Origin of the sequence: Streptomyces sp. NPDC048419 (assembly GCF_043200415.1) — a bacterium.
GTDB lineage: Bacteria > Actinomycetota > Actinomycetes > Streptomycetales > Streptomycetaceae > Streptomyces.
On record NZ_JBICXT010000001.1, the window covers coordinates 141978 to 168970 of the forward strand.

Genomic DNA, 26993 nt, shown 5'->3' on the forward strand with positions numbered 1-26993 from the left:
GGAGGACGGGGCCGCCCCGCCGGTCACCGCACCGGCCTCACGACCGGCGGCCGGTCACCGCACCGACGCCACGGCCGGCGCCGGCGCGTACCCGGCCGGGCGGGCCGTGAACGTGCCGCGGCCCTGGCTCCGGCTGCGCAACCGCGTTGCGTAGCCGAAGAGTTCGGCCAGCGGGACGGTGGCCGTGACGAGCGCCGCGCGGCCGCGTGCGGTGGAGCCGGAGACCCGGCCGCGGCGGGCGGCGAGGTCGCCGAGAACGCCGCCGACGGCGTCCTCGGGCACGGTCACCGTGACCTCGACGACCGGCTCCAGGAGAACCATCGCGCAGGCGCGGAGGGCTTCGCGGAGGCCGAGCCTGCCCGCGGTGCGGAAGGCGGTCTCCGAGGAGTCCTTCACATGGGTCGCCCCGTCGGTGAGGGTGACCCGCAGCCCGGTCACCGGGTGGCCGCCCAGGGGTCCCTCGGCGAGGGCGTCCCGGCAGCCGGCCTCGACCGCGCGGACGTACTCCTGCGGCACCCGGCCGCCGACGACGGCCGAGCGGAACTCGAACCCGTCCTCCAGCGGCTCGACATCGAGGACGACGTGCGCGAACTGCCCCGCGCCACCGTCCTGTTTGACGTGCCGGAAGATTAGACCCGACACCCCGCGGCCGACCGTTTCGCGGTAACTCACCCTGGGACGGCCGACGTTGACCTCCAGGCCGAAGGAGCTCCGGAGCTTCTCCGCCGCCACCTCCAGGTGCAGTTCGCCCATCCCGGACAGCACCGTCTGCCCGGTCTCGGAGTCCGTCCGCACGACCAGTGACGGGTCCTCCTCGGCCAGCCGCGCGAGCGCCGACACCAGCTTGTCGGTGTCGACGGCCCGGCGCGCCTCGACCGCCACGGACACCACCGGCTCGGTGACGCCCGGAGGTTCGAGAACGAGCGGCGCCCCGGGATCGCTGAGGGTGGAGCCGGCGCGGGCGGACTTCAGCCCGATCACGGCGACGATGTCCCCGGCGACCGCACGGTCCACCTGCGCGTGCCGGTCGGCCTGCACCCGCAGGATCCGCCCGATCCGCTCGCTGCGGCGCGCGCCCGCGTCCCACACGGTGTCCCCCTTCCCGATCGTTCCCGAATAGACCCGCAGATACGTCAGCCGCCCCGTAGAGGTGGCGTTCACCTTGAATGCCAGCGCCGCGAACGGCGCCTGCGGATCGGCCGCCCGCTCCTGCTCCGTACCGTCGTGCGTGCCCCGTACGGCCGGCACGTCGAGCGGCGAGGGCAGGTACGAGACCACCGCGTCGAGCAGCGGCTCGATCCCGCGGTTGCGGTAGGCCGAGCCGCACAGCACCACCACCCCGTCGCCGCTGCGCGTCACCTCGCGCAGGGCGACGACCAGCGTCGGCGCGGAGAGTGCCGACTGCGCGCAGAACTCCTCCAGCGCGCCGGTGTGCAGTTCCGCCACCGCCTCGTCCAGGAGCCGCCGGCGCCGCCGCGCCTCCTCGCGCAACTCCTCCGGCACCGGCCCCTCCACGGCCCTCTCGCCGTCGTCGGCCCACACCAGCGACCGCATGCGGACGAGGTCGACGACGCCCCTGAAGGCGTCCTCCGCTCCGATGGGCAACTGCACGACCAGCGGCGCCGGATGCAGCCGTTCGCGGATCGAGGCGACGGCCGCGTCGAGGTCGGCACCGGCGCGGTCCAGCTTGTTGACGAACGCGATGCGCGGCACGCCGTGCCGGTCCGCCTGCCGCCACACGGACTCGCTCTGCGGCTCCACCCCGGCCACCGCGTCGAACACCGCGACGGCACCGTCCAGCACACGGAGCGAGCGCTCGACCTCGTCGGCGAAGTCCACGTGTCCCGGTGTGTCGATCAGATTGATCCGGTGACCGTCCCAGGCACAACTGACCGCCGCGGCGAAGATGGTGATGCCACGGTCGCGCTCCTGCGGGTCGTAGTCGGTGACGGTGGTCCCGTCGTGCACCTCGCCACGCCGGTGCGTGGTGCCGGTGGCGTACAGGATCCGCTCGGTGACGGTGGTCTTGCCCGCGTCGACGTGGGCGAGGATGCCGTGGTTGCGGACGACGGCAAGCGTGCTGGGATTGATGGTGGTGCGCATGGCCCGTTGGCCTTCCTGGTGATCGGTGACGATCGGAAAAGGGCAGCGCGATTCCGGGCGAACGGGCCCGACCATGAGGCGCCGGTGAGTGCGGCAGGTCGCGTCAGACGTTCGTCTCGGGCATCCGGTACCGGCCGCGCAGCGGGCACCGGACGGACGGGGACACGAGGATCACCTCGTACTGCGAGCAGGGGACGACGACATCGGTGCGGTAACGCACGGCCGTTCCCCTCACTCGTCGCGCGCGTCACGACGACGCACGGTGCGTGGCGAGTGTAGGGAACGCGACGCGGTCGGGGCACCGCATTTTCCGGCGGTGGGCGGTGAATGAACTTTCCTGGAACGGACGGAACTTATCCGTCCCGCCGCTAGTTTCTACGGTGCTGTAGATCTCTTACGACCACCGACAACATGGAGTTCTCATGGCCCTGTGGGACCGCATCAAGGAATCCGCGACGACGATGCAGACCCAGCTCGTGGCGAAGAAGAACGATCTGAAGAGCGGCGCCTTCCGCGACGCGAGCATGGCGATGTGTGCCCTGGTCGCCGCCGCGGACGGCACCATCGACCCGGCCGAGCGGCAGCGCGTGGCCCAGTTGATCGCCACCAACGAGGTCCTGCAGAACTTCCCCGCCGACGATCTGCGCCGCCGTTTCGAGGAGAACCTGAACAAGCTGACGACCGACTTCGCCTTCGGCAAGGTCAGCGTGCTCCAGGAAGTCGCCAAGGCGAAGAAGAAGCCCGCCGAGGCCCGTGCCGTCATCCAGATCGGCATCGTCATCGGCGGCGCCGACGGCGACTTCGACAAGACGGAGCAGGCCGTGGTGCGGGAGGCGTGCTTCACGCTCGACCTGCCGCCGCACGAGTTCGACCTCTGATCGGCCCGGCGGCGGCCTGGCCCCTGACGCGCTGGAGCGCGCTACAGCGGGGTCGCCGCCTTGAGGATCAGGAACATGGTGACCGCCGAGTTCGCCGACGACATGGCGGAGAGGGCGGCACCCGCGGCCGCCGTCCAGACGGCCACGCCCATGGCCGTGAACATCGGCGGCAGGGTACGGGCGGCCGGAGCCGGACCCAGCAGGGCCGCCACCCTGCGCGGCACGGGTCCGGCCGTGGCGGCGAGCGCGGCCAGGGTCGGCGCGGGTGCCAGCCGGGAGACCAGGGCGGCCTTGGCGATCGCACGGGCGGTGACCCGCCGGCTGCCGACCGCCCGAGCCGCCTCCTCGTCCGCCCAGCGCTCCACGGTGTAGGCGACGGCGGTCCGCAGCGGCCGTAGGAACGGATTGGCGCGGGCCGCGAGTCCCGCCCGCAGCAGATGGCGGTCGTGGCGTCCGGTGAGATGGGCGCGTTCATGGGCGAACAGGACGCGGCACTCACGGGAGTCCAGGCCGGCCAGCATGCCGGTGGAGACCAGGATGCGCCCGGCCCGGCCGCGCCGCCCGGGCAGCGCGTGGGCGTACGGCACCTCGTCCGGCAGGACGGCGACCTGTGTGGCGGGCAGTGCGCGCAGCGCCCGTGCGGCACGGCGGTGTACCCGGCGGTGGCGCAGCAGCAGGGCCGTGCAGGCGGCGGCCGCGAGGGCGAGCGCGCACACGGCGCCCTTGCCGATCACCTCGTCGTGCGGCACCGCCGCGCGCACCTGCGGATCGGCCCAGCCGTCGGGCAGGGGGTTGCCCGGCAGCTGTGCGGTGCCCACGATCGCGAGAAGTCCCAGGCACAGACTGCTGCACAGGCCGAGCACGGCGGCGGCCGCCGACAGCAGCAGGGTCGCCGGATGCGGATGCAGCCGGTGCTCGGCGAGGCGCGCGACGGGCCAGGCGGTCAGCGGCAGCACGAGCGGCAGCAGGACGAACACGCCCATGCCTCAGTGCTCCCGGCCGTCGGCGCGCGCATCACTGCCGCCGCGCTCCGTCTGCGCGGTCTCCTCGGTCTGCGCGGCGGCCTCGGTCTCCTCGGTCTCCTCGGTCCCCTCGGTCTCCTGGAAGAGCCTGCGGAGCAGTTCCTCGTCCTGGGGCGGAAGGGAGGAGACGAAGCTGGCGAGCACCGCCTGCCGGTTCGTCTCGCCGTCCAGCACCCGGCGCATGCGGTGCGCCGCGAGGCCCGCCTCGTCGGCCGCCGCGGTCCATGCGAAGGAGCGGCCCGCGCGCTGACGGGTCACCACGCCCTTGGCCTGGAGCCGGGTCAGGATGGTGATGACGGTGGTGTAGGCGAGGGTGCCGCCGAGATGCTCGCGGACCCAGCCCGCGGGTACCGGTTCCGGGGCGGCCCGCAGAGCGGCGAGCACCTGGGCCTCCAGTTCGCCCTGCCCCCTCCGGCGAGCCGGCACTCCCGGGCTCCCGCCGCCGCGTCCGTCCTGCTGTCCCACCCGGCCTCCCCAGTACGGCACCGCGCTGCGCCGCTCAACACCCGCTCCATCGTAGTGAGATGGCCCACTCGCCGGCCCCTGCGTCACAGGTCCCACCAGGGCGTACCACAGGGGAGTCCCGTGTTCCGGGGTTTACGCGGCAGAGAATCGGTCAGGCGCGTGGGATGTCCCATCCTCAGACCACAGCCGCCACTCGGATAAGACAGTCCCCCGGGACCACAGGTTCCCCGCGGGGCGAAGGGCAAAAACGGCCGGCCCGGCGCGACGCGTACTTCGACAACGCGAAGTACCTGGCGATCGTGCTGGTGGCGATGGGGCATTCATGGGAGCCGCTGCGGGACGGCAGCCGGACCGTCACCGCGCTCTACAACTTCGTCTACGCCTTCCACATGCCGGCGTTCATAGTGATCTCCGGCTACTTCTCCCGCAGCTTCGACGCGAGCCCGGCGAAGATCAAGCGCCTGGTGACGGGCGTCCTGGTGCCGTACGTCGTCTTCGAGACGGCGTACACCCTCTTCACCCGCTGGACCGACGGCGTCCCGGACCGGCCGATCACGCTGCTGGACCCGCTGTATCTGACGTGGTTCCTGATCGCGCTGTTCGTCTGGCGGCTGACGACACCGCTCTGGAGGACCGTGCGCCGGCCGTTGCCGCTGGCGCTCGTGATCGCGATGCTGGCGAGCGTCTCGCCGTCCATCGGCAACGACCTCGACCTCCAGCGTGTGCTGCAGTTCCTGCCCTACTTCGTGGTCGGCCTGTGCCTGCGCCCGGAGCACTTCCAGCTGCTGCGCCGCTGGCGGGTGCGCGCCTGTGCCATGCCCGTGCTCGCCGGTGCGCTCGCCGTGTCGTACTGGGCGGTCCCGCGCATGACCGGGGCCTGGTTCTTCCACCGCGACAGCGCCCAGGAGCTGGGTGCGCCCGCCTGGTACGGGCCCTTGATGACGCTCGCCGGCTTCGGCTGCTCGATGATCCTGGTCGCCTGCTTCCTGTCCTGGGTGCCGGGCCGCCGCCTGTGGTTCACCGCTCTGGGCGCGGGCACGCTCTACGGCTATCTGCTGCACGGCTTCATCGCCCAGGGCTCGAAGTTCTGGGGCTGGTACGACCCTGCCTGGATCCACGGCCCGCTCGGCGAGATCACCGCCACGCTCGTCGCCGCCACGGTGGTGACCGTGTTCTGCACGTCGCCGGTCCGGCGGATCTTCCGCTTCGTGATCGAGCCGAAGATGGACTGGGCGTTCCGGCGGGACCCGCGGGAGCTACGTCTCTCCTGAGGACCCGGCAGCGCCGACCGCCCCGCCCGCCCCGGCCGCCCCGGTCGCCCCGGTCGCCCCGCCTGAAGGATCGCTACTGGATCCTGCGTTCCGCGCCGGTCCAGGCCCGATCGCGCAGGACGAACTTCTGGATCTTGCCGGTGGACGTCTTGGGCAGCTCCCCGAACACCACGTGCCGGGGCGCCTTGAACCGGGCCAGCCGGGCCCGGACGAACTCGATGATCTCGGCCTCGGTGGCCTCGGCGCCGTCCAGCAGACTCACGTACGCGGCGGGCACCTCCCCCCACCGCTCGTCGGGTACCGCGACGACCGCGACCTCCGAGACGGCCGGATGCTCGGCGATGACCTGCTCGACCTCGACCGAGGCGACGTTCTCCCCGCCGGTGATGATCACGTCCTTGCTGCGGTCGCGCAGTTCTACGTACCCGTCCGGGTGCAGGACACCGAGGTCGCCGGTGCGGAACCAGCCGTCCGGTGCGGCCTTCGCGGTGGCCTCCGCGTCCTTGAAGTAGCCGAGCATGAGGTTGTTGCCGCGCAACGAGATCTCCCCCACCGTCGTCCCGTCCGCGGGAACGTCGGAGCCGTCCCCGGCGATCACACGTGCCGCGCACGAGATCATGTTGCCGACGCCCTGGCGCGCCTTGAGACGGGCCCGGGCCCGGTCGTCGAGGACGTTCCACTCCGGACGCCAGTCGCAGATCATGGCCGGGCCGAACGTCTCGGTCAGGCCGTACAGATGCGTGACGTCGAAGCCCAGTTCCCCCATCCGCCGCAGGATCGCCGGGGACGGCGGCGCCCCGCCGGTCGCGACCTTCACGGTCTGCGCCAGCAGCGACGCGTCCGGTGCGTGGGCGAGCATCGACAGCACCGTCGGGGCGCCCTCCAGATGCGTCACCCCCTCGGTGTTCAACAGCCGCCACACCTCGGCGGGTTCGACCTTCGGCAGGCATACGTGGGTGGCCGCCGCCGCGGTCACCGCCCACGGGAAGCACCAGCCGTTGCAGTGGAACATCGGCAGCGTCCACAGGTGCACCGAGGACGGTGACAGCCCGGTGTGCCCCACCATGGCCAGCGACTGGAGGTAGGCGCCGCGGTGGTGGTACATCACGCCCTTGGGCCGTCCGGTCGTCCCGGACGTGTAGTTGATCGACAGCAGCGACCGCTCGTCCTGCGGCCGGATCGCGGTGGGGGTCGCCTCGGCCAGCAGGCGCTCGTACTGCTCCCCCGCCCGGATCCGGTGCGGGGGCTCGGACAGGCCCGCGACCGCGGCGTCGGCCAGGTCGTCGAGGAGGGGGTCGTGCACCAGCACCGACGCCTCGCAGTGGCGCAGGATGTAGGCGATCTCGCGGGCCGACAGCCGGGTGTTGACGGCCACCAGGGGGACGCCCGCCCACGGCACCCCGAAGCTCGCCTCCAGCAGCACATGCGTGTTGGGCGCGAGCACCGCGACCGGCCGGCCCTGCGCCAGAGGTGCCAGCACACCCGCCAGCCGGCGGCAGCGGTCGTGGAACTCCGTGTACGACCAGCGCCGGTCGCCGTCCACGACCGCGATCCGCTCTCCGTGCGCCGCCGCGGCCCGGTCCAGGTACGAGACGGGGGTGAGCGGCTCGAACGACAGGGTCGAGGCGGGCCCCTGTTCCGGTTCGGTCATCGGTTCCGGCCCTCCGATCGCGCGGAGCGGGTCACGCAGGTCGTCTTCGAAACGCGAAAGACCCCTGATCAACAGGGGTCTTTGCTGGTGTCCGAGGGGGGACTTGAACCCCCACGCCCGATAAAGGGCACTAGCACCTCAAGCTAGCGCGTCTGCCATTCCGCCACCCGGACCAGGTGTCTGCCGCCTTGACCGGGGTGTTCCCCCGGGCGACATGCACAACAATACCAAGGTTTCGCAGTGCCCTTCACCTGCATATCCGCGTGCATTCCCGGGTGCGCGTCCCCGCCGTGGTGACGCGTTTCCTCCGACCGCGGAAGGCCGGAGGAAACGCGTCACCAGCGGTGATCGGGCCGTTACGGCCATCGGGCGTCGGTCACGGCATGAGGTGGTAGTCCGGGAAGTTCCCGGGCAGCCGCTCCCCCGCCGGCCCCTGCGTCACGGCTCGGACGAGGAGTTCCCCGCCGACGAAGGCGCCCCGCCAGGACGCCCCGAAGCCGCCGAACAGCTCGTCCCGGTCACCACGGGAGCGGGGCCTGCCGTGTCCTGTCTTGAACGCGCGGATCTGCGGCGCCAGCCGGTCGAAGGTGGACCGGTCGTCCGTGGACAGCGTGGCCACGAGCGCGCCGTTGGAGGCGTTCATCGCGGCCAGCAGCTCCGCCTCCGTGTCGACCAGGACGATCGTGTCGACCGGGCCGAACGGCTCCGCATGGTGCAGCGGCGACGACGGCGGCGGATTGAGGAGCGTGACCGGCTGGACGTACGCCGAGGTGTCCTGCCCCGGCAGGAAGCGGGCCTCGGCCTCACCGGCGCGGTGCAGCGGGACCGCGCCGCGCTCGATGGCCTCGGCGATCTGGTCGTGCAGTTCCTTGGCCTTGGCGGCGTTGATGACCGGCCCGAAGTCCAGCTGCGGATACGGGTCCTCGGGCCGCTCGACGGCGAGCGGGTGGCCGACCTTCAGGGTGCGCACCGCCGGGAGGTACGCCGCCAGGAAGTCGTCGAACAGCCGCCGCTGGACGACGAAGCGCGGATACGCCGTGCAGCGCTGCTTGCCGTAGTCGAAGAGCTTGGGGATCATCGCGCCGAGCGCGTCCCAGTCCGAGTGGTTCCAGATGCCCCAGGTGTTGAGTCCTTCCTGTTCGAGCACATGGCGCTTGCCGAGGTCGGCGACGGCCGTGGCCACGGCGGCGCCGGTGTCGCGGCCGCCGACGAAGGAGACACAGCCGATCTCCGGCGCCCGCACCAGCGCCTGGGACAGCTCGCCTCCGCTGCCGCTGACGAGGGTGGCCGGGATGCCCTCACGCGCGGCGAGCGCGCAGGCCAGGGTGAGACACGCGACGCCGCCGTCGGTCGGGGTCTTGGCGATCACCGCGTTGCCGGCCAGGGCCTGGACCAGCAGGGCGTGGACGAGCACGCTCATCGGGTAGTTCCAGCTCGCGATGTTGGAGACCGGGCCGTCCAGCGGAGCCCGGTCCTCCAGCATCGGCTCGATGCCGTCGACGTACCAGCGCACGCCGTCGATCGCCCGGTCGACGTCCGCCTGCGCGAGCCGCCAGGGCTTGCCGATCTCCCAGACGAGCAACAGGGCCAGGAGTTCGCGGTGTTGGGTCAGGGCGTCGAGGGTGGCCGCTACCCGGGCGCGGCGTTCCTCGAGGGGGACGTGCCGCCAGGCGCGGTGCTGGTCGAGCGACGCGCGGACGGCCTGGTGCGCGGTGTCGCGGTCCAGGCGGGGCGGGCCGGCGACGGGGCTGCCGTCGACGGGGCTGCCGTCGACGGGGCTGGTGGCGGGCAGCGCCCGGCCGTCCGCCTGCCAGCCGGAGCCCCAGAGGTTGAGGACACGGTCGTCCCGAAACGCCTCGGGGGCGACGCGGAGGCAGCGCTGCCAGGCGTCCTGCCAGGACGTATCCGCTTTGAGCGTCAGGGAGTTGGTGGTGAGGGTCGATGCCATTCGGTTGCTCCGCTCTCGGTGCACAGTCGGGGGCGGGGATACGTGGCTCAGTTCGACTATGAGCGACCTATCGCTGCTCTTCGAGACGTGCGAGCACAAGTTTCGCCGTCTCCGTCGGTGTGCTGCCCACACGCACCCCTACTGCCTCCAGCGCCTCCTTCTTCGCCTGCGCGGTGCCGGAGGAGCCGGACACGATCGCGCCCGCGTGCCCCATCGTCTTGCCCTCGGGCGCGGTGAAGCCGGCGATGTAGCCGACCACGGGCTTGGTGACGCGCTCCTGGATGTACGCCGCCGCCCGTTCTTCGGCGTCGCCGCCGATCTCGCCGATGAGGACGATCAGTTCGGTGTCGGGGTCGTCCTGGAAGGCGGCCAGGCAGTCGATGTGGGTGGTGCCCACGACCGGGTCGCCGCCGATGCCGACGCAGGTGGAGAAGCCGATGTCCCGGAGCTCGTACATGAGTTGGTAGGTGAGCGTGCCCGACTTCGACACCAGGCCGATGCGGCCGGGCTTGGTGATGTCGGACGGGATGATGCCCGCGTTGGACTGCCCCGGAGTGATCAGGCCGGGGCAGTTGGGGCCGACGACCCGGGTGCCCTTCGCCTTCGCGTACGCGTGGAAGGCGACGGAGTCGTGGACGGGGATGCCCTCGGTGATGACGACCGCCAGGCCGATGCCGGCGTCGGCGGCCTCGATCACGGCGGCCTTCGCGAAGGCCGGCGGGACGAAGACGACGGTGACGTCGGCGCCGGTGGCGTGCATGACCTCGGCGACCGACCCGTAGACGGGGACGGCCCGGTCGTCGAAGTCGACGCTGCGGCCGGCCTTGCGCGGGTTGACGCCGCCGACGACGTTCGTGCCGGCCGCGAGCATCCGCCGGGTGTGCTTCATGCCCTCGCCGCCGGTCATGCCCTGGACGAGAACCTTGCTCTCCTTGGTGAGATAGATGGCCATGTCGTCCCGTTTCCTCAGTTGGCGGTGGCGAGTTGGGCTGCCCGGGCGGCGGCGCCGTCCATGGTGGTGGCCTGCTGCACCAGCGGGTGCGCGCGCTGGTCGAGGATGGCGCGGCCGCGGGCCGCGCTGTTCCCGTCGAGCCGCACGACCAGCGGCTTGGTCAACTGCACGGCGTCCAGGGCCTGCACGATGCCGTCGGCGACCGCGTCGCAGGCGGTGATGCCGCCGAAGACGTTGACGAAGACCGACTTCACGGCCGGGTCGGAGAGGATGACGGACAGGCCGTCGGCCATGATCTGGGCGGAGGCTCCGCCGCCGATGTCCAGGAAGTTGGCGGGGCGGGCGCCGCAGCCCGCGACCACGTCGAGCGTCGACATGACCAGGCCGGCACCGTTGCCGATGATGCCGACCTCGCCGTCCAGCTTCACGTAGTTGAGGCCCTTGGCGGCGGCCGCGGCCTCCAGCCTGTCGTCGTGCTCCACACCCTCCGCGCCCCAACGCGCTTGCCGGAAGCGGGCGTTGTCGTCGAGGGTCACCTTGCCGTCGAGCGCAAGGATCTGGCCTTGCCCGGTGCGCACGAGCGGGTTGACCTCGACGAGGAGCGCGTCCTCGCGGACCAGTACCTGCCACAGCCGTACGAGCACGTCGACGGTCTGCGGCGGCAGGCCCGCCGCCTCCGCGATCTCGCCCGCCTTCGCCGAGGTCACGCCCTCGGCCGGGTCGATCGGGATGCGGGCCACCGCCTCGGGACGACTGGCGGCGACCTCCTCGATGTCCATGCCGCCCTCGGCGGAGGCGATCGCGAGGAAGGTGCCCGCCGCCCGGTCGAGCACATAGGAGACGTAGTACTCGGTCTCGATGGCCACGGGCTGCGCCAGCATCACCTTGCCGACCGTATGACCCTTGATGTCCATGCCGAGGATCTGCCGTGCGGTGAGCTCCGCGGCAGCCGGGTCGGCCGCCAGTTTCACCCCGCCGGCCTTACCTCGTCCGCCCGTCTTGACCTGGGCTTTCACCACCACTCGCCCACCCAGCCTGCGGGCGATCTCGCGTGCTTCCTTGGGCGAGTCGGTGACCTCCGCCCTCGGCACCACGATGCCGTGCTCCTCGAAGAGTTCTCTTGCCTGGTGCTCGTACAGGTCCATTTCGGCTCCTGTCTTAAAAGTGCCGCACGCCCCCTGGACACCACCCACCGGATGCGGGATAACAAGGTTCATACAGTATTCGTCGACTGTATGCAATGTACCGCGAGAGCAGTTCCACCCCCTACGAAGGGACAGGACTTCGCCATGCCCGACGACACCCAGGACTCGATTTCCGGCGGTCATCTGGTGGCCAAGGCCCTCAAGGCCGAGGGGGTCGACCGCATCTACACGTTGTGCGGCGGCCACATCATCGACATCTACGACGGCTGCGTCGACGAGGGCATCGAGGTCGTCGACGTCCGCCACGAGCAGGTCGCCGCGCACGCCGCCGACGGTTACGCCCGGCTCACCGGCAAGCCGGGCTGCGCGGTGGTCACCGCGGGCCCGGGGACGACGGACGCCGTCACCGGTGTCGCCAACGCCTTCCGCGCGGAGTCACCGATGCTGCTGATCGGCGGCCAAGGAGCGCTCACCCAGCACAAGATGGGGTCGCTGCAGGACCTGCCGCACGTCGACATGATGACGCCGATCACCAAGTTCGCGGCGGCCGTACCCGATACGGCGCGCGCCGCGGACATGGTGTCGATGGCGTTCCGCGAGTGCTACCACGGCGCGCCCGGCCCCTCCTTCCTGGAGATCCCGCGCGACGTGCTGGACGCCAAGGTGCCGGCCGACAAGGCGCGCGTGCCGAAGGCCGGCGCCTACCGCGCCTCGACCCGCTCGGCCGGCGACCCCGAGGCCGTCGAGAAACTCGCCGACCTGCTGGTGCACGCCGAGAAGCCGGCCATCCTGCTCGGCAGCCAGGTCTGGACGACCCGCGGCACCGAGGCGGCCATCGACCTCGTGCGCACCCTCAACATCCCGGCCTACATGAACGGCGCAGGGCGCGGCACCCTCCCGCCCGGCGACCCGCACCACTTCCAGCTGTCGCGCCGCTACGCCTTCTCGAACGCCGACGTCATCGTCATCGTCGGCACGCCCTTCGACTTCCGCATGGGCTACGGCAAGCGGCTCTCCCCCGACGCGACCGTCGTGCAGATCGACCTCGACTACCGCACCGTCGGCAAGAACCGCGACATCGACCTCGGCATCGTCGGCGACGCCGGGCTCGTCCTGAAGTCGGTCACCGAGGCCGCCTCCGGACGCATCAACGGCGGGGCCGCCAAGCGCAAGGAGTGGCTCGACGAGCTGCGCGCCGCCGAGCAGACCGCCATCGAGAAGCGGCTGCCCAGCCTGAGGTCGGACGCCTCACCGATCCACCCGTACCGCCTGGTCAGCGAGATCAACGACTTCCTGACCGAGGACTCGATCTACATCGGCGACGGCGGCGACATCGTCACCTTCTCCGGGCAGGTCGTGCAGCCCAAGTCCCCCGGGCACTGGATGGACCCGGGACCGCTCGGCACCCTAGGCGTCGGCGTCCCCTTCGTGCTCGCGGCCAAGCAGGCGCGGCCCGACAAGGAGGTGGTGGCCCTCTTCGGTGACGGCGCCTTCTCCCTCACCGGCTGGGACTTCGAGACCCTCGTCCGCTACGACCTCCCGTTCGTCGGCATCGTCGGCAACAACTCCTCGATGAACCAGATCCGTTACGGCCAGGCGCAGAAGTACGGCATGGAGCGCGAGCGGATCGGCAACACCCTCGGCGACGTCCACTACGACAAGTTCGCGCAGATGCTGGGCGGTTACGGCGAGGAGGTGCGCGACCCCGCCGACATCGGCCCCGCGCTGCGGCGCGCCCGCGAGTCGGGCAAGCCGTCGCTGATCAACGTCTGGGTCGACCCGGACGCGTACGCCCCCGGAACCATGAACCAGACCATGTACAAGTGAGGTGACCCGATGACCACGGAGATCATTTCGACCTCGCAGCCGACCAAGGCGCTCGCCGGCGTCCGCGTCCTCGACATGACCCACGTCCAGTCCGGGCCCTCCGCGACCCAGTTGCTGGCCTGGCTCGGCGCGGACGTCATCAAGCTGGAGGCGCCGACCGGAGACATCACGCGCAAGCAGCTGCGCGATCTGCCGGACGTCGACTCCCTCTACTTCACGATGCTCAACTGCAACAAGCGGAGCATCACCCTCAACACCAAGACCGAGCGCGGCAAGGACATCCTGACCGAGCTGATCCGGCGCTCCGACGTCATGGTCGAGAACTTCGGACCGGGCGCGATCGACCGCATGGGCTTCACCTGGGACCGCATCCAGGAGATCAATCCCCGGATCGTCTATGCCTCCATCAAGGGGTTCGGCGAGGGCCCGTACACCAACTTCAAGGCCTACGAGGTCGTCGCGCAGGCCATGGGCGGGTCGATGTCGACCACCGGTTTCGAGGACGGGCCGCCGCTGGCGACGGGGGCCCAGATCGGGGACTCGGGCACGGGCGTCCACGTCGTGGCGGGGATCCTCGCGGCGCTGTTCCAGCGCGAGCACACCGGGCGCGGCCAGCGGGTGAACGTGGCCATGCAGCACGCTGTGCTCAACCTCTGCCGGGTGAAGCTGCGCGATCAGCAGCGCCTGGCCCACGGCCCCCTTGCTGAATATCCCAACGAGGACTTCGGCACCGAAGTTCCCAGGTCGGGAAACGCCTCCGGCGGCGGTCAGCCCGGCTGGGCGGTCCAGTGCGCGCCGGGCGGCCCGAACGACTACGTGTACGTCATCGTCCAGCCCGTCGGCTGGCGGCCCATCAGCGAGCTGATCAGCCGGCCGGAGCTGGCGGAGGACCCCGAGTGGGCGACGCCCGAGGCCCGCCTGCCCAAGCTCAACAAGATGTTCCAGCTCATCGAGGAGTGGTCCTCGACGCTGCCCAAGTGGGAGGTGCTGGAGCGGCTGAACGCCCACAACATCCCGTGCGGGCCGATCCTCTCCACCAAGGAGATCATCGAGGACCGGTCGCTGGTCGCCAACGAGATGGTCGTCACCGTGCCGCACCCCGAGCGCGGCGAGTTCACCACGGTCGGCAGCCCGCTGAAGCTGTCCGACTCCCCCGTCGAGGTGACCAGTTCACCGCTGCTCGGCGAACACAACGAAGAGGTCTACGTCGGCGAGCTCGGCCTCGGCGACGAGGAGCTGCGCCTGCTCAAGTCGAACGGAGTGATCTGACGTGATGGCGGAAGACCGGGAGCTGAGGGTGCGGTCGCTCCTCGACACTGTGCGGGCCGAGGGGCGGACCGCGCTGACCGCGCCCGAGGGCAAGGTGATCGCCGACGCGTACGGCATCGCGGTACCGGGCGAGGAGCTGGCCACCGACGTCGACGAGGCCGTCTCCTACGCGGCGCGCTTCGGCGGGCCCGTCGTGATGAAGATCGTCTCGCCGGACATCCTGCACAAGACCGACGCCGGCGGTGTGATCGTCGGCGTCGAGGGCGCCGCGGACGTACGGGCCGCGTTCCACAGGATCGTCGAGAACGCCCGGGCGTACGACGCCCAGGCGCGTATCGAGGGCGTGCAGGTCCAGGAGCTGCTGCCGCAGGGGCAGGAGGTCATCGTCGGCGCGGTGACCGACCCGACCTTCGGCAAGGTGGTCGCCTTCGGGCTCGGCGGAGTGCTCGTCGAGGTCCTCAAGGACGTCACGTTCCGGCTGGCGCCGGTCAGCGCCGACGAGGCGATGTCCATGCTGGACTCGATCCGGTCGGCGGAGATCCTGCACGGGGTGCGCGGCGCCCCGGCCGTGGACCGGTGGGCGGTCGCCGAGCAGATCCGCAGGGTGTCACAACTGGTGGCGGACTTCCCGGAGATCGCCGAGGTCGACCTCAACCCGGTGATCGCGACCCCGGAGAGCGCCGTAGCCGCCGACATCCGCGTGATCCTCGCCGAGAAGCAGCCGCCCCCGCGCAGGAAGTACACGCGCGAGGAGATCCTCACCTCGATGCGGCGCCTGATGCAGCCCGCCTCGGTCGCCGTGATCGGCGCCTCCAACGAGCAGGGCAAGATCGGCAACTCCGTGATGCGCAACCTCATCGACGGCGGCTTCGCCGGAGAGATCCATCCGGTGAACCCCAAGGCCGATGACATTCTGGGCCGCAAGGCGTACAAGAGTGTCACGGACGTTCCCGGTGAGGTGGATGTGGCGGTCTTCGCTATCCCCGCCAAGTTCGTGGCCTCGGCCCTGGAGGAGGTGGGACGCAAGAACATCCCCAACGCCGTGCTGATCCCCTCCGGTTTCGCGGAGACCGGCGAGCACGAACTCCAGGAGGAGATCGTCGCGATCGGCGCGCGGTACGGCGTCCGCCTCCTCGGCCCGAACATCTACGGCTACTACTCCACGTGGCAGGACCTGTGCGCCACGTTCTGCACGCCGTACGACGTCAAGGGCGGCGTGGCGCTGACCTCGCAGTCCGGCGGCATCGGCATGGCCATCCTGGGCTTCGCCCGCACCACCAAGACGGGTGTGTCGGCGATCGTGGGCCTCGGCAACAAGTCGGACCTGGACGAGGACGACCTGCTGACCTGGTTCGGCGAGGACCCCCACACCCAGTGCATCGCGATGCACCTGGAGGACCTCAAGGACGGGCGCGCCTTCGTGGAGGCCGCGCGCGCGACCGTGCCGAAGAAGCCGGTCGTGGTTCTGAAGGCGGGCCGTACGGCGGCGGGCGCGAAGGCCGCGGGCTCGCACACCGGGGCGCTCGCGGGCGACGACGCCGTCTACGACGACATCCTCAGGCAGGCCGGCGTCATCAGGGCGCCCGGGCTGAACGAGATGCTCGAGTACGCGCGCGCGTTGCCGGTGCTCCCCGCCCCCCAGGGCGACAACGTCGTGATCATCACCGGCGCGGGCGGCAGCGGGGTGCTGCTGTCGGACGCGGTGACCGACAACGGTCTGACTTTGATGGAGATACCGGAGGACCTGGACGCGTCCTTCCGGAAGTTCATCCCACCCTTCGGGGCCGCGGGCAACCCGGTCGACATCACCGGTGGCGAGCCGCCGTCGACGTACGAGGCGACGATCCGGCTGGGTCTGGAGGACCCGCGCATCCACGCTCTCGTCCTCGGCTACTGGCACACGATCGTGACTCCCCCGATGGTCTTCGCGGAGCTCACCGCGCGCGTGGTGGCCGAGTTCCGGGAGCGCGGCATCGAGAAGCCCGTGGTGGCCTCGCTCGCGGGCGACGTCGAGGTCGAGGAGGCCTGCCAGTACCTCTACGAGCGCGGGGTCGTGGCGTACCCGTACACGACCGAGAAGCCGGTGGCCGTGCTCGGCGCCAAGTACCGCTGGGCCAGGGCGGCGGGACTGTTGGGGGGCGGTTCATGAGGTGAGGGAACGCGGGGCCGGCCGGCAGTGCGGCCGGTCGGCCCCCGGGACCCGTGCGCACGCGAAATGCATTGGACAGGGGGCGCTGGCCAGAGCTTTCGACGCAAGGGGCACTGAGCAAATGACAACCACCCACCATCCGTCCGTCCCCTGTAGGGAGGTGACGGACCGCAAAGGCCGCGTGTATCGGGTCGGCGAATCGGATGTCGATCTGATGGGCCGAACACGCACATCGATGGTCGTCCTGCCCTGGGTGGGCATGATGGGCATCAGCTCCGCCGAGCTCGCATTCGCGTCGGCGGGGGGCACGCTCCACGAGGCGCATGCGTGGAGCGGCGGGCACCTCTTCCGGCTGCTGGGCGTCTGGGTCTTCTTCCAGGCGGCCACGGCCTACCCCGCCGGGCTGCTGCGCGAGAGCGGCCGGCTGCCCGCCCGTACGGCGATGTCCTGCGGCGCCGTCGGCGCGCTGCTGGGCTGTCTGTGGCTGGCGTTCGTGCCGGACGCGGCGGTCTCCCAGGTCGGCTTCGGCGTCCTGGGCGGCATCGGCGCCGGGCTTGTGCAGGCGACCTGCCTGAACACGGCCGCCAAGTGGTATCCGGAGCGCAAGGGCTTCAGGACGGGCCTCGTGAGCAGCGGTTTCGCCTACGGGTGCGTGCCCTTGGCCGTTCTGGTTGCCTCGGGCCTCGACCTGGGCGCCCACCGGGGCGTGCTCGCCGCCGCGGGCACCGGGCTGTGCCTGGTGGTGGCCGCGGCAGGCCGGCCCCTCGTGGACCCGCCGAAGAACTGGTGGCCGGTCCACGTGGATCCGCTGCGGATGACCGGCGACCCGAAGACCCGCCGGGCACTGCGGAAGAACCCGCCGGCGGTCAGGCAGTACACCGTGAAGGACGCCGTCCGCACTCCCGTGCTGTGGATGATGTGGCTCTGCCTGCTGTGCACGGCCGGCATCGGCGTCCACGGCATCGCGGTTCTGGTGCCGTTCGGCGACGAGTCCGGCTTCGGTTCCGGGTTCGTGGCCACGGCGATGGCCCTGACGGCCGTCGCGTACGGCACCGGAAGCGGTGTCGCCGGCTGGATCTCCGACCTCTGGGGACGCCGCAACACACTCATCACCGTCTGCATCGTCCTCGGCACGGCGCAGTTCGGCGTGCTGGTCTTCGGCCAGGCGGGCAGCATGCCGCTTCTCCTGCTCTGCTCCATGGTCTCGGGTCTCGGCGGCGGGGCGATCTTCCCGCTGTTCGCGGCCATGACGGCGGATCACTTCGGTGAGAACGCCAACGCCGCCATCCATGGACTGCTCCACGGCTCGGCGCTGATCGCCGGGCTCGCCGCCTCGGGCGTGGCCGCGCTCGTCGTCGGCAGGTGGGACCACCACGGCGCGTTCGTCCTGGCCGGCTCCGTCGGCCTGGCCTCCGCAGTACCGGCCCTCTTCCTGAAATCCCCGGGCAGGCCCAACGCCCGGCGCATCGTCCCCAACCCGCACCCGCTCGGCGAGGAGATGTCCCTGACATGACCGCGGACCCGATAGCAACAGGCAGCTCGCCGGCAGAGCCCGGCGCCGCAAACCGTCCCTACCGAGAGGTCAAAGACTCCCACGGCCGTGTCTACCGCGTCGGCGAGACCGACAGGGACATCCTCGGCCACCCCCGCAAGTTCATGGTGTATCTGCCGTGGGCCGCCATGATGGCCATCAGCGTCTCCGAGTACGCGTACGGCTCCGCGGAGGACACCCTGTCCTCGGCGCACGGCTGGACGCAGAGCAACACCTTCTGGATCCTGAGCATCTGGGTGTTCTTCCAGGCGGGCATCGCCTTCCCGGCCGGCTGGCTGCGCGAGCGCGGCATCCTCACCGCACGCCGGGCCATGTACACCGGCGCGGCGATGTGTCTGGTCGGCTTCCTGGCCCTGTCCCACCTCGACAACGTGATGCTGGCCATCCTCGGCTTCGGTGTGGTCGGCGGTCTGGGCTCGGGCCTGATCTACGCCACCTGCATCAACATGGTCGGCAAGTGGTTCCCCGAACGGCGCGGCGCGAAGACCGGCTTCGTCAACGGCGGCTTCGCCTACGGCTCGCTGCCGTTCATCTTCATCTTCAACTACGCCTTCGACACCGGGAACTACAACGAGGTGCTCGACCTGATCGGCGTCTACGTGCTGATCGCGGTGGCCGTCTGCGCCTACTTCTTCAAGGACCCGCCGAAGAACTGGTGGCCCGCGGACATCGACCCGCTGTCCTTCTCCGGCAACACCAAGAGTGCGCACAGCCTGGCCAAGAACCCTCCCGCGGTGCGGCAGTTCACGCCGAAGGAGGCCATCAGGACCGGAATGCTCCCGCTGATGTGGATCACCATCGTCATGACGGCCGGTGTGTCGATCTTCGGCATCTCCTTCCAGGTCGACTTCGCCAAGGAGGCGGGCTTCGGCCCGCTGGTCGCGGCCTCCTCGATGGGTGTCATGGCCGTCATCAACGGCGTCGGCCGGGCCGTGGTCGGCTGGCTGTCGGACCTGTGGGGCCGCAAGCTGACCCTGGTGTTCGTCATCCTCGTCCTTGGCCTCGCCCAGTTCGGCGTCATCTGGGCCGGTGACATGAAGAACGAGTGGCTGTTCCTGTTCTTCGCCTTCCTCTCCGGCTTCGGCGGCGGCGCCTTCTACCCGATGTTCGCCGCCCTCACCCCGGACTACTTCGGCGAGAACTACAACGCCACCAACTACGGCCTGGTGTACAGCGGCAAACTGGTCAGCGGCCTGTTCGGCGGCGGGCTCGGCTCCATGGTGGTCGCGGCCTGGGGCTACAACGGGGCGTACGCCCTGGCCGGAGGCGTGTCGATGGTCGCGGCGGTGATCGCGCTGTTCCTGCGGCAGCCCGGGCGCAGCGGCAGGGACGCGCTGACTCCGCAACCGCAGCCCGCGAGCTGACCGACGCCACGCGCGCGTGAGGAGGCCCTCCCCGGATGCGGGGGAGGGCCTCCTCACGCGTGTGCTCCGTGCTCGCGAAGGGCCGTCAGCACTTCGCGCGCAGGTTGTGCAGATACTCGCTGGAGCGGCGCGCGAACGTGAACGACTCGGTGGGCTGGTCGTGTTCGGTCTGCCAGTGGTGGGCGAGGCGTTCGCCGCGCAGCCGGGTCACGGCGGACATGAACTTCTGCTAGTCGATGTCGCCGTCGCCGACGTCGACCATGCGGTAGCCGAACTGGTTCGACGGATCGCTCACGCCGTCCTTGACGTGGAAGAGCGGACAGCGGCGGGGCTGCCTGAGCACGTAGTCGAGCGGCTCGAAGGGGGCGGCGCTGCCGTCGGGGCGCTTGGAGAAGCGGAACCGGCCCGCGTAGGCCCAGAAGATGTCCATCTCCAGATGGACCAGGCCGGGGTCGGTCTCGGCGAGCAGCACGTCGTAGAGGCGGACCTTGGGGTCGTCGGTGGCGAAGCCGAACTCGTCGGAGTGGTTGTGCTGGTAGAACTTCATGCCGCGCGCCTTCGCCGCCGCGCCGTAGGTGTCGAACTCCTCGGCGGCCCGCTTCCAGTCGTCGACGGTGTTGCCGTAGCGGTTCGGGCCCGACGCGGTGCCGATGTGCTTGAGGCCGAGGGCCTCGGCGTCGTCGAGGACCTTGGTGAGGTTCTGGGCGAAGGTGTAGGCGTTAGGGTCGTCGGAGGAGTAGCCGACGTGGCTGCCGATCGGGTTCAGGCCGTGGTTCTTCGCCAGCCGCCTGAGCTGGGCCAGGGTGCGAGAAGGCGGGTCCCGAGACATAGCCGAGCGGCAGTCCGGCACCCACAACCACGGTGGTCAGTCGGCTCGTTGAGCGCTTCAGGTTTCGAAGGGCGCGAAGTCGGCCGCGGTGCCGGTCTCGGGGGCGTCGCCCGCCGGGGTGTCGAGCGGGGGCGTGTAGTAGAGGTAGATGGCCCGGTTGGCGGCGAAGCCCGGGTCCACGCCGACGCCTTGGAGTCCCTCCTCGTCGTGGGAGTAGACGTCGAGCTTGCCGATCAGCCGGGTGTTGCCGGCCGCGTCCGTCATCCGGAGTTCGCCGTCGCGTGAGGTGTGCAGGACCGAGCGGTCGGGGAGCACGGCGAGCGACATGGGCTCGCCGGCCTCCGGTTCGCCCTTGGCGAGGGTGCCCGCTGGAAGTCCTCGGCCGCGGCTGCCGCCGGTGCGGCCCTGGGTCGGCGACGGCTGCGCCGGCCTGGGGAGCGGTGAGGGAGAGTGAGGCTCCTGCGAGGAGCACGCCGCCGAGGAGGGCGACGGCCCTGCGGAAGCGGTGTCCGTGGGCCTCGTTTCTGTCGGTGCTGGTGATGCGGGTGTTCCCGTGCACGGATGCCTCCGATGGGGGCAGGTTGTACGGGTGGGGTGCGGTACGCCGGGATGCGCCGTCATCCCGGAACGCGTCGGTGTGGTCTGGCGGATGGGATCTAGCCGTTGCCGCCGAACGCCGCGTCGAAGGAGGCCGAAGGCGGCTCGAAGTCGAATGCCTTCAGGCGGGTCAGGGCTTCGGGCGCGCCCTGCAGCCGGTCCATGCCGGCGTCCTCCCACTCGATGGAGACGGGACCCCGGTAGTCGATGGACCGCAGCATCCGGAAGACGTCCTCCCAGGGGACGTCGCCGTGTCCTGCCGAGACGAAGTCCCAGCCGCGGCGCGGGTCGCCCCAGGGCAGGTGGGAGCCGAGGCGTCCGTTGCGGCCGTCGAGGCGCTTGCGGGCCTCCTTGCAGTCCACGTGGTAGATCCGCTCGCGGAAGTCCCACAGGAAGCCGACCGGGTCGAGGTCCTGCCAGACGAAGTGGGAGGGGTCGAAGTTCAGGCCGAAGGCGGCGCGGCCGCCAACCGCCTCGAGAGCGCGGTGAGTCGTCCAGTAGTCGTAGGCGATCTCGCTCGGGTGGACCTCGTGCGCGAACCGCACGCCCTCCTGGTCGAAGACGTCCAGGATCGGGTTCCAGCGCTCGGCGAAGTCCTCGTAGCCGCGCTCGATCATCGACTCCGGCGCGGGCGGGAACATCGCGACCAGATGCCAGATGGCGGAGCCGGTGAAGCCGATGACGGTGTCGACGCCGAAGGCGGCCGCGGCCCGCGCGGTGTCCTTCATGCGCTGCGCGGCGCGTCGGCGGACGCCCTCCGGGTCACCGTCGCCCCACACCTCGCGCGGCACGATCGCCCGGTGGCGTTCGTCGATGATGGCGTCACACACGGCCTGGCCGGTGAGGTGGTTGGAGACTGCCCAGCACTGCAGTCCGTACTTGTCGAGCAACTGCTTGCGCGAGTCGATGTACGACGGGTCGGCGAGCGCCTTGTCGACCTCGAAGTGGTCGCCCCAGCAGGCGAGTTCGAGGCCGTCGTAGCCGAAGTCGCGGGCGAGGCGGCAGACCTCTTCGAGCGGCAGGTCGGCCCATTGGCCGGTGAAGAGCGTGAACTGGCGCGGCATGGTGCTCGAACCCTTCTCAGACGGCGACGGTCGTATAGACGGAGTTCTTCTCGGCGCTCTCCTCCACCGCCGCCAGCACGCGCTGCACCTGCAGCCCGTCGGCGAAGGAGGGTTCGGGCCGGCGGCCCTCGGCGACGGCGTGGACGAGGTCGCGGGCCTGGTGGACGAAGGTGTGCTCGTAGCCGAGGCCGTGCCCCGGTGGCCACCAGGCGTCCAGGTAGGGGTGGTCGGGCTCGGTGACGAGGATGCGGCGGAAGCCCGCGTGCGTTCCGGGCTCCGTGCCGTCGTGGTACGACAGCTCGTTGAGCCGCTCCAGGTCGAAGGCCAACGAGCCGCGTGTGCCGTTGAGTTCGATGCGCAGGGCGTTCTTGCGGCCGGTCGCGTACCGGGTGGCCTCGAAGGAGGCGAGCGCCCCGGAGGTGAAGCGTCCGGTGAACAGGGCGGCGTCGTCGACGGTGACCTCCCCGGCGCCGGAGGACTGCACCGCCGACAGGCCGCTGGAGGCGCCGCCGGGCAGCGGCCGCTCCCGTACGAAGGTCTCCGTCATCGCGGACACCCCCGCCAGCGGCTCGCCGGCCAGGTACTGCGCGAGGTCGACGATGTGCGCGCCGAGGTCGCCGAGCGCGCCGGAGCCGGCCAGCTCCTTGCGCAGCCGCCAGGTGAGCGAGAACTCCGGGTCCACCAGCCAGTCCTGAAGGTACGTCACCCGCAGGTGCCGCAGCGTGCCGATCCTGCCCTCGGCGACCATGTTCCGGGCGAGCGCGGTCGCGGGCACCCGGCGGTAGTTGAAGCCGACCATCGCCAACTGCCCTCGTGACTCGGCCGCTTGGGCCGCCGCCGCCATCGCCTCGGCCTCCTCGACGGTGTTCGCCAGCGGCTTCTCGCACAGCACGTGCTTGCCCGCGGCGAGCGCGGCGAGCGCGATCTCGGCATGGCTGTCGCCGGGGGTGCAGATGTCGACGAGATCGACGTCGTCCCGCTCCACCACGGCCCGCCAGTCGGTCTCGGCCGCCGCCCAGCCGTGCCGGTCGGCGGCCCGGCGCACGGCGTCCGCGTCCCGCCCGCAGATCACGGACAGGACCGGGCTCAGCGGCAGCTCGAAGGCGCGGCCCACGGTGCGCCAGCCCTGGGAGTGGGCGGCGCCCATGAAGGCGTAGCCGACCATGCCGACGCGCAGCGGCGGCTTCGCGGCCTCCGGTCCGTCCGGCTGCTGGGGCTGTCCCATACGGATGTCCTCCTCGTCCTGGTGGTGAAAGCGCCGTGGGGGGTGCGGGGCGGGTCCGGTCAGCGGAAGCCCGTGGGCATGTACTGGTCAACGTTGTCCTTGTCGACGACGGCCGAGTAGAGGGTCAGCGAGGCCGGGATCTCGAACTCCGCGAGGCCGCCGATGCCCTTGGACTGGCCGAGCGCGCGGGCGAGGTCGATCGCGGACGCGGCCATCGTCGGCGGGTAGAGCACGGTCGCCTTCAGGACGCCGTTGTCCTGCTTGATGGCCTGGAAGGCGGAGAGCGCGCCCGCGCCGCCGACCATCAGGAAGTCGTCGCGGCCGGCCTGCTCGATGGCGCGCAGCGCGCCCACGCCCTGGTCGTCGTCGTGGTTCCACAGGGCGTCGAACTTGGGCTGCGCCTGCAGGAGTTGGGCCATCTTGGCCTGCCCTGACTCCACCGTGAACTCGGCGGCCTGCCGGGCCACCTTCTTGATGCCGGGGTAGTTCTTCAGGGCGTCGTCGAAGCCCTGGGTGCGCTGCTTGGTCAGCTCCAGGTTGTCCAGGCCGGCCAGTTCGACGACCTTGGCGCCCTTCTTGTCCTTGAGCTGCTCGCCGATGTACGTGCCGGCGTTGAGCCCCATGCCGTAGTTGTCGCCGCCGATCCAGCAGCGGTACGCCTGCGGGGAGTTGAAAATCCGGTCGAGGTTGACGACCGGGATGCCGGCCCGCATCGCCTTCAGCCCGACCTGGGTGAGCGCCTTGCCGTCGGCGGGCAGCACCACCAGGACGTCGACCTTCTTGTTGATGAGGGTCTCGATCTGGCCGATCTGGGCGGCCGTGTCGTTCGAGCCCTCGGTGATCTCCAGCGTGACGTCGGAGTACTTCCTGGCGCGGCTCTTGGCGTTGTCGTTGATCGCGTTGAGCCAGCCGTGGTCGGCCTGGGGTCCCGCGAAGCCGATGGTGACGTGCTTGCCGGGCTTGTCGTCGGCGGACGGCTGGTCGTTCGCGGCCGGCTTCTCGTCCTTGGTCTCGTTGCTGGTGCAACCGGTGAGGAAGGCGGTGGCGGACACGGCCGCGGTCCCGAAGAGCAGACCTCTGCGACTGGTGGTATGTGACATACCACTGGTGGGATGTGACATGGTACTGACCCTTTCGTCAGGTCGTGCCGGCGGTACGGCGCTGGACCAGCACAGCAGCCACGATGATCGCTCCCTTGGCGATCTGCTGGACGTCGCTCTGCAGGTTGTTCAAAGCGAAGATGTTGGTGATCGTCGTGAAGATCAGGACACCGAGCACGGAGCCGGTGATGGTGCCGCGACCCCCGCTGAGCAGCGTGCCGCCGATGATCGCGGCCGCGATGGCGTCCAGCTCGTAGAGGTTGCCGTTGGTGTTCTGGCCGGAGCCGGACAGGATGATCAGCAGGAAGGCGGCGATGCCGCAGCACAGGCCGGACAGCAGATAGAGGTAGAGGCGCTGGCGGCGTACGTCGATGCCGGCGAGCCGGGCCGCCTCCGCGTTGCCGCCGACGGCGACGGTGCGGCGGCCGAAGGTGGTGCGGTTGAGGATCAGCCAGCCGATGACCGTCACGACTGCGAAGACGATCACGAGCGGGGGCACGCCGAGCACATACGCGTCGCGCTCGCCCAGTTCGAGGACGCTGCTGATGGTGACGATCTGGGTCTTGCCGCCGGTGATCTGGAGTGCCAGCCCGCGCGCCGAGGCCAGCATGGCGAGGGTGGCGATGAACGGGACCATGCCCCCGTAGGCGATGAGCAGTCCGTTCACCAGGCCGCAGCCGACGCCGACGAGCACCGCGGTGAAGAGGATGCCCGCGAAGCCGTACTCCTGGGTGGCCACCGTCGTCGCCCAGACCGAGGCGAGCGCGACGATCGCGCCGACCGACAGGTCGATGCCGCCGGAGGTGATGACGAAGGTCATGCCGACGGTGACGACGCCGATCACCGAGGCCTGGGTGAGGACGAGCTGGAGGTTGCGGGTGTCCAGGAACTCGTCCGGTTTGGTGATCCCGCCGATCAGGACCAGTACGGCGAGGACGCCGAGGAGCGAGAGGGTACGGACGTCGGCGCGGGCGAACAGGCCGCGCCAGGACGGTGGTCGGCCCACCGGTGGCACCTTGTCGGTGTTGTCCCGTGGCGGGGAGGCATGCTGCGTCATGACGCCGGGCTTCCTTCCATGACCAGGTCGAGTACGCGGTGTTCGTCGAGTTCGCGGGCGGGCGCGGTGTGCACGACACGGCCCTCGCGGAGCACCAGGACGCGGTCGGCGAGGCCGAGCACCTCGGGAACCTCGCTGGAGACCAGCAGCACGGCGAGTCCCTCGTCGGCGAGACGGCGGATCACGGCGTACAGCTCGGCGCGGGCGCCGACGTCCACGCCCCGGGTCGGCTCGTCCAGCAGCAGCACCCGGCAGCCGCGCAGCAGCCAGCGCGCGAGGACGGCCTTCTGCTGGTTGCCGCCGGACAGGGTGCGCACCGGCGCGGACGGGTTGTCGGGCCGCAGCGACAGCTCGCGGGTGGCCGCCCGCGCCGCCCCGGTCTCGGACCGCCGATCGATCCAGCCGCCGCGCGAGAAGCGGGACATGGAGGAGACCGAGACGTTGCGGGTGACGGACTCCAGCATCAGCAGGGCCTGCGCCTTGCGTTCCTCGGGGGCGAGTCCGACCCCGGCGCGGACGGCCGCGCGCACACTGCCGGTCCTCAACGCCCGCCCGTCGACCTTGACTTGACCACCGGACGCCTTACGGGCGCCGTAGATCGTCTCCAGGATCTCGGAGCGCCCGGAGCCGACCAGTCCCGCCAGCCCGACGATCTCGCCGGGGTGGACGTCCAGGTCCAGGGGCTCGAACTCGCCCTGCCGGGTGAGGCCGCTGACCTCCAGCACCGGCGCCCCGTCGGGGGCCGAGGCGGGCCGCTTCGGGAAGACGTACTCCACGTTGCGCCCCGTCATCAGCGCGACCACCTCACGGGTCGGCGTCGACTTGGCGGGCAGCCCGCCCGCGACGGCCCGGCCGTCCTTCAGCACGGTCACGCGGTCGCCGATCCGCCTGATCTCCTCCAGCCGGTGCGAGATGTAGACGACGGCGACGCCTTCGGCGGTCAGGTCGCCGACGATGCGGAAGAGGTTGTCGACCTCGTCCGGGTCGAGGGCGGCTGACGGCTCGTCCATCACGATGAGCCGTACGTCGTGGGAGAGCGCCCGCGCCATGGACACGATCTGCTGCTGCGCCGCCGACAACGCCCCCACGAGCCGCGCGGGTTCGATCTCCGGATGCCCGAGTCGCCTGAGCAGAGCGGCGGTCGCGGCCCTGGCCGCCTTCGACCGTACGACGAAACCGGCGGCGGTCGGCTCGTGTCCGAGATGGACGTTCTCGGCCACCGACAGATGCTCCACCAGGTCGAGTTCCTGGTAGATGGTGGCGATGCCGAGACGCATGGCGGCGATCGGCGAGCGGAGCGTGACCTCCTCGCCGCGCCAGCGGATGGTGCCGGTGCCGGGCTGGTGGGCGCCGGCCAGCACCTTGATCAGGGTGGACTTGCCGGCCCCGTTCTGGCCGAGCAGGCAGTGCACTTCGCCGGCCTGGACGTCGAGGTCGACGCCGTCGAGGGCCCGGACTCCGGGGAAGGACTTGGTGATGCCGGACATGCTGAGCAGCGGTGGTTCTGGAGCCATGCGGATCCCCT

Annotated in this window: 19 protein-coding genes, 1 tRNA gene and 2 pseudogenes; 7 read left to right on the forward strand and 15 right to left on the reverse strand. The window is 70.7% G+C overall.

Annotation, left to right across the window (positions count from 1 at the left end; genetic code table 11):
- Nucleotides 1-54: 54 nt before the first annotated feature.
- The gene (fusA, locus tag ACGFYN_RS00620) at nucleotides 55-2103 is read right to left on the reverse strand and encodes an elongation factor G (protein ID WP_393863508.1); all 2049 of its coding nucleotides are present in this window, start codon (nucleotides 2101-2103) and stop codon (nucleotides 55-57) included.
- Between the two features lie 422 nt (nucleotides 2104-2525).
- On the opposite strand from fusA, the gene ACGFYN_RS00625 reads away from it, so the two are divergent.
- Nucleotides 2526-2981 carry a tellurite resistance TerB family protein gene (locus tag ACGFYN_RS00625; protein WP_393863509.1) on the forward strand — a complete coding sequence of 152 codons (456 nt, stop codon included), beginning with the start codon at nucleotides 2526-2528 and terminating at the stop codon, nucleotides 2979-2981.
- Between the two features lie 41 nt (nucleotides 2982-3022).
- On the opposite strand, the gene ACGFYN_RS00630 is transcribed toward ACGFYN_RS00625, so the two are convergent.
- Nucleotides 3023-3964, reverse strand: coding sequence for a M56 family metallopeptidase (locus ACGFYN_RS00630; protein ID WP_393863510.1), 942 nt, complete (start codon nucleotides 3962-3964; stop codon nucleotides 3023-3025).
- Nucleotides 3965-3967: 3 nt separating this feature from the next.
- On the reverse strand, nucleotides 3968-4468 hold the full coding sequence (locus ACGFYN_RS00635; RefSeq protein ID WP_393863511.1) for a BlaI/MecI/CopY family transcriptional regulator: 501 nt from the start codon (nucleotides 4466-4468) through the stop codon (nucleotides 3968-3970).
- Nucleotides 4469-4632: 164 nt separating this feature from the next.
- Between ACGFYN_RS00635 and ACGFYN_RS00640 the strand changes: the two genes are divergently transcribed.
- The gene (locus tag ACGFYN_RS00640) at nucleotides 4633-5739 is read left to right on the forward strand and encodes an acyltransferase family protein (protein WP_393863512.1); all 1107 of its coding nucleotides are present in this window, start codon (nucleotides 4633-4635) and stop codon (nucleotides 5737-5739) included.
- A gap of 73 nt (nucleotides 5740-5812) precedes the next feature.
- Here ACGFYN_RS00640 and ACGFYN_RS00645 read toward each other — a convergent pair whose 3' ends face one another.
- The 5 genes from ACGFYN_RS00645 to sucC all read right to left on the reverse strand — a co-directional run bounded on the left by ACGFYN_RS00645 (nucleotide 5813) and on the right by sucC (nucleotide 11435).
- The gene (locus tag ACGFYN_RS00645; RefSeq protein WP_393863513.1) at nucleotides 5813-7390 is read right to left on the reverse strand and encodes an AMP-binding protein; all 1578 of its coding nucleotides are present in this window, start codon (nucleotides 7388-7390) and stop codon (nucleotides 5813-5815) included.
- 85 nt (nucleotides 7391-7475) lie between these two features.
- Nucleotides 7476-7563, reverse strand: a tRNA-Leu gene (locus ACGFYN_RS00650).
- Between the two features lie 203 nt (nucleotides 7564-7766).
- The gene (locus ACGFYN_RS00655; RefSeq protein ID WP_393863514.1) at nucleotides 7767-9338 is read right to left on the reverse strand and encodes an aldehyde dehydrogenase family protein; all 1572 of its coding nucleotides are present in this window, start codon (nucleotides 9336-9338) and stop codon (nucleotides 7767-7769) included.
- A 67-nt stretch (nucleotides 9339-9405) separates the two neighbouring features.
- Nucleotides 9406-10290 (reverse strand): succinate--CoA ligase subunit alpha, encoded by an 885-nt coding sequence (sucD, locus tag ACGFYN_RS00660; RefSeq protein ID WP_393863515.1) that lies wholly within the window; start codon nucleotides 10288-10290, stop codon nucleotides 9406-9408.
- Nucleotides 10291-10304: 14 nt separating this feature from the next.
- Entirely contained in the window at nucleotides 10305-11435 is a 1131-nt protein-coding gene (gene sucC / locus ACGFYN_RS00665; protein WP_393863516.1) for an ADP-forming succinate--CoA ligase subunit beta, read from the reverse strand.
- A 144-nt stretch (nucleotides 11436-11579) separates the two neighbouring features.
- Here sucC and ACGFYN_RS00670 point away from each other — a divergent pair, with 144 nt between their 5' ends.
- The 5 genes from ACGFYN_RS00670 to ACGFYN_RS00690 all read left to right on the forward strand — a co-directional run bounded on the left by ACGFYN_RS00670 (nucleotide 11580) and on the right by ACGFYN_RS00690 (nucleotide 19596).
- A complete protein-coding gene (locus tag ACGFYN_RS00670) occupies nucleotides 11580-13262 on the forward strand; it encodes a thiamine pyrophosphate-binding protein (protein ID WP_393863517.1) in 1683 nt (560 codons plus the stop codon).
- Between the two features lie 9 nt (nucleotides 13263-13271).
- Nucleotides 13272-14531 carry a formyl-CoA transferase gene (gene frc, locus ACGFYN_RS00675; protein ID WP_393863518.1) on the forward strand — a complete coding sequence of 420 codons (1260 nt, stop codon included), beginning with the start codon at nucleotides 13272-13274 and terminating at the stop codon, nucleotides 14529-14531.
- 4 nt (nucleotides 14532-14535) lie between these two features.
- The gene (locus tag ACGFYN_RS00680; protein WP_393863519.1) at nucleotides 14536-16680 is read left to right on the forward strand and encodes an acetate--CoA ligase family protein; all 2145 of its coding nucleotides are present in this window, start codon (nucleotides 14536-14538) and stop codon (nucleotides 16678-16680) included.
- Nucleotides 16681-16801: 121 nt separating this feature from the next.
- Nucleotides 16802-18193, forward strand: a complete 1392-nt coding sequence (locus ACGFYN_RS00685; protein WP_393863520.1) for an OFA family MFS transporter — start codon at nucleotides 16802-16804, stop codon at nucleotides 18191-18193.
- Nucleotides 18190-19596 (forward strand): OFA family MFS transporter, encoded by a 1407-nt coding sequence (locus ACGFYN_RS00690; protein ID WP_393863521.1) that lies wholly within the window; start codon nucleotides 18190-18192, stop codon nucleotides 19594-19596. Before ACGFYN_RS00685 ends, ACGFYN_RS00690 begins: the two co-directional genes overlap by 4 nt.
- 85 nt (nucleotides 19597-19681) lie before the next feature.
- Here ACGFYN_RS00690 and ACGFYN_RS00695 read toward each other — a convergent pair.
- The 7 genes and pseudogenes from ACGFYN_RS00695 to ACGFYN_RS00725 form a co-directional block, all read right to left on the reverse strand.
- Nucleotides 19682-20401: pseudogene (locus tag ACGFYN_RS00695) on the reverse strand (sugar phosphate isomerase/epimerase family protein); the annotation flags it as partial.
- An 87-nt stretch (nucleotides 20402-20488) separates the two neighbouring features.
- A pseudogene (locus ACGFYN_RS00700) lies at nucleotides 20489-20984 on the reverse strand (PQQ-dependent sugar dehydrogenase); the annotation flags it as partial.
- Between the two features lie 97 nt (nucleotides 20985-21081).
- Complete coding sequence (locus tag ACGFYN_RS00705) at nucleotides 21082-22086, reverse strand: sugar phosphate isomerase/epimerase family protein (RefSeq protein WP_393863522.1); 1005 nt, start codon at nucleotides 22084-22086, stop codon at nucleotides 21082-21084.
- 16 nt (nucleotides 22087-22102) lie between these two features.
- Nucleotides 22103-23311 (reverse strand): Gfo/Idh/MocA family protein, encoded by a 1209-nt coding sequence (locus tag ACGFYN_RS00710; RefSeq protein WP_393863523.1) that lies wholly within the window; start codon nucleotides 23309-23311, stop codon nucleotides 22103-22105.
- Between the two features lie 59 nt (nucleotides 23312-23370).
- Nucleotides 23371-24411, reverse strand: coding sequence for a substrate-binding domain-containing protein (locus ACGFYN_RS00715; protein WP_393863524.1), 1041 nt, complete (start codon nucleotides 24409-24411; stop codon nucleotides 23371-23373).
- A 37-nt stretch (nucleotides 24412-24448) separates the two neighbouring features.
- Nucleotides 24449-25468, reverse strand: a complete 1020-nt coding sequence (locus ACGFYN_RS00720; protein ID WP_393863525.1) for an ABC transporter permease — start codon at nucleotides 25466-25468, stop codon at nucleotides 24449-24451.
- Nucleotides 25465-26982: a sugar ABC transporter ATP-binding protein gene (locus ACGFYN_RS00725; protein ID WP_393863526.1), complete on the reverse strand. Its 1518-nt coding sequence runs from the start codon at nucleotides 26980-26982 to the stop codon at nucleotides 25465-25467. The genes ACGFYN_RS00720 and ACGFYN_RS00725 overlap by 4 nt, the downstream gene beginning before the upstream one ends.
- Between the last annotated feature and the right edge of the window lie 11 nt (nucleotides 26983-26993).

Coding starts and splice junctions, on each gene's coding strand:
- fusA (WP_393863508.1), bottom strand. CDS start 2,103: ATGCGCACCACCATCAATCCCAGCACGCTTGCCGTCGTCCGCAACCAC.
- ACGFYN_RS00625 (WP_393863509.1), top strand. CDS start 2,526: ATGGCCCTGTGGGACCGCATCAAGGAATCCGCGACGACGATGCAGACC.
- ACGFYN_RS00630 (WP_393863510.1), bottom strand. CDS start 3,964: ATGGGCGTGTTCGTCCTGCTGCCGCTCGTGCTGCCGCTGACCGCCTGG.
- ACGFYN_RS00640 (WP_393863512.1), top strand. CDS start 4,633: ATGTCCCATCCTCAGACCACAGCCGCCACTCGGATAAGACAGTCCCCC.
- ACGFYN_RS00645 (WP_393863513.1), bottom strand. CDS start 7,390: ATGACCGAACCGGAACAGGGGCCCGCCTCGACCCTGTCGTTCGAGCCG.
- ACGFYN_RS00655 (WP_393863514.1), bottom strand. CDS start 9,338: ATGGCATCGACCCTCACCACCAACTCCCTGACGCTCAAAGCGGATACG.
- sucD (WP_393863515.1), bottom strand. CDS start 10,290: ATGGCCATCTATCTCACCAAGGAGAGCAAGGTTCTCGTCCAGGGCATG.
- sucC (WP_393863516.1), bottom strand. CDS start 11,435: ATGGACCTGTACGAGCACCAGGCAAGAGAACTCTTCGAGGAGCACGGC.
- ACGFYN_RS00670 (WP_393863517.1), top strand. CDS start 11,580: ATGCCCGACGACACCCAGGACTCGATTTCCGGCGGTCATCTGGTGGCC.
- frc (WP_393863518.1), top strand. CDS start 13,272: ATGACCACGGAGATCATTTCGACCTCGCAGCCGACCAAGGCGCTCGCC.
- ACGFYN_RS00680 (WP_393863519.1), top strand. CDS start 14,536: ATGGCGGAAGACCGGGAGCTGAGGGTGCGGTCGCTCCTCGACACTGTG.
- ACGFYN_RS00685 (WP_393863520.1), top strand. CDS start 16,802: ATGACAACCACCCACCATCCGTCCGTCCCCTGTAGGGAGGTGACGGAC.
- ACGFYN_RS00690 (WP_393863521.1), top strand. CDS start 18,190: ATGACCGCGGACCCGATAGCAACAGGCAGCTCGCCGGCAGAGCCCGGC.
- ACGFYN_RS00705 (WP_393863522.1), bottom strand. CDS start 22,086: ATGCCGCGCCAGTTCACGCTCTTCACCGGCCAATGGGCCGACCTGCCG.
- ACGFYN_RS00710 (WP_393863523.1), bottom strand. CDS start 23,311: ATGGGACAGCCCCAGCAGCCGGACGGACCGGAGGCCGCGAAGCCGCCG.
- ACGFYN_RS00715 (WP_393863524.1), bottom strand. CDS start 24,411: ATGTCACATACCACCAGTCGCAGAGGTCTGCTCTTCGGGACCGCGGCC.
- ACGFYN_RS00720 (WP_393863525.1), bottom strand. CDS start 25,468: ATGACGCAGCATGCCTCCCCGCCACGGGACAACACCGACAAGGTGCCA.
- ACGFYN_RS00725 (WP_393863526.1), bottom strand. CDS start 26,982: ATGGCTCCAGAACCACCGCTGCTCAGCATGTCCGGCATCACCAAGTCC.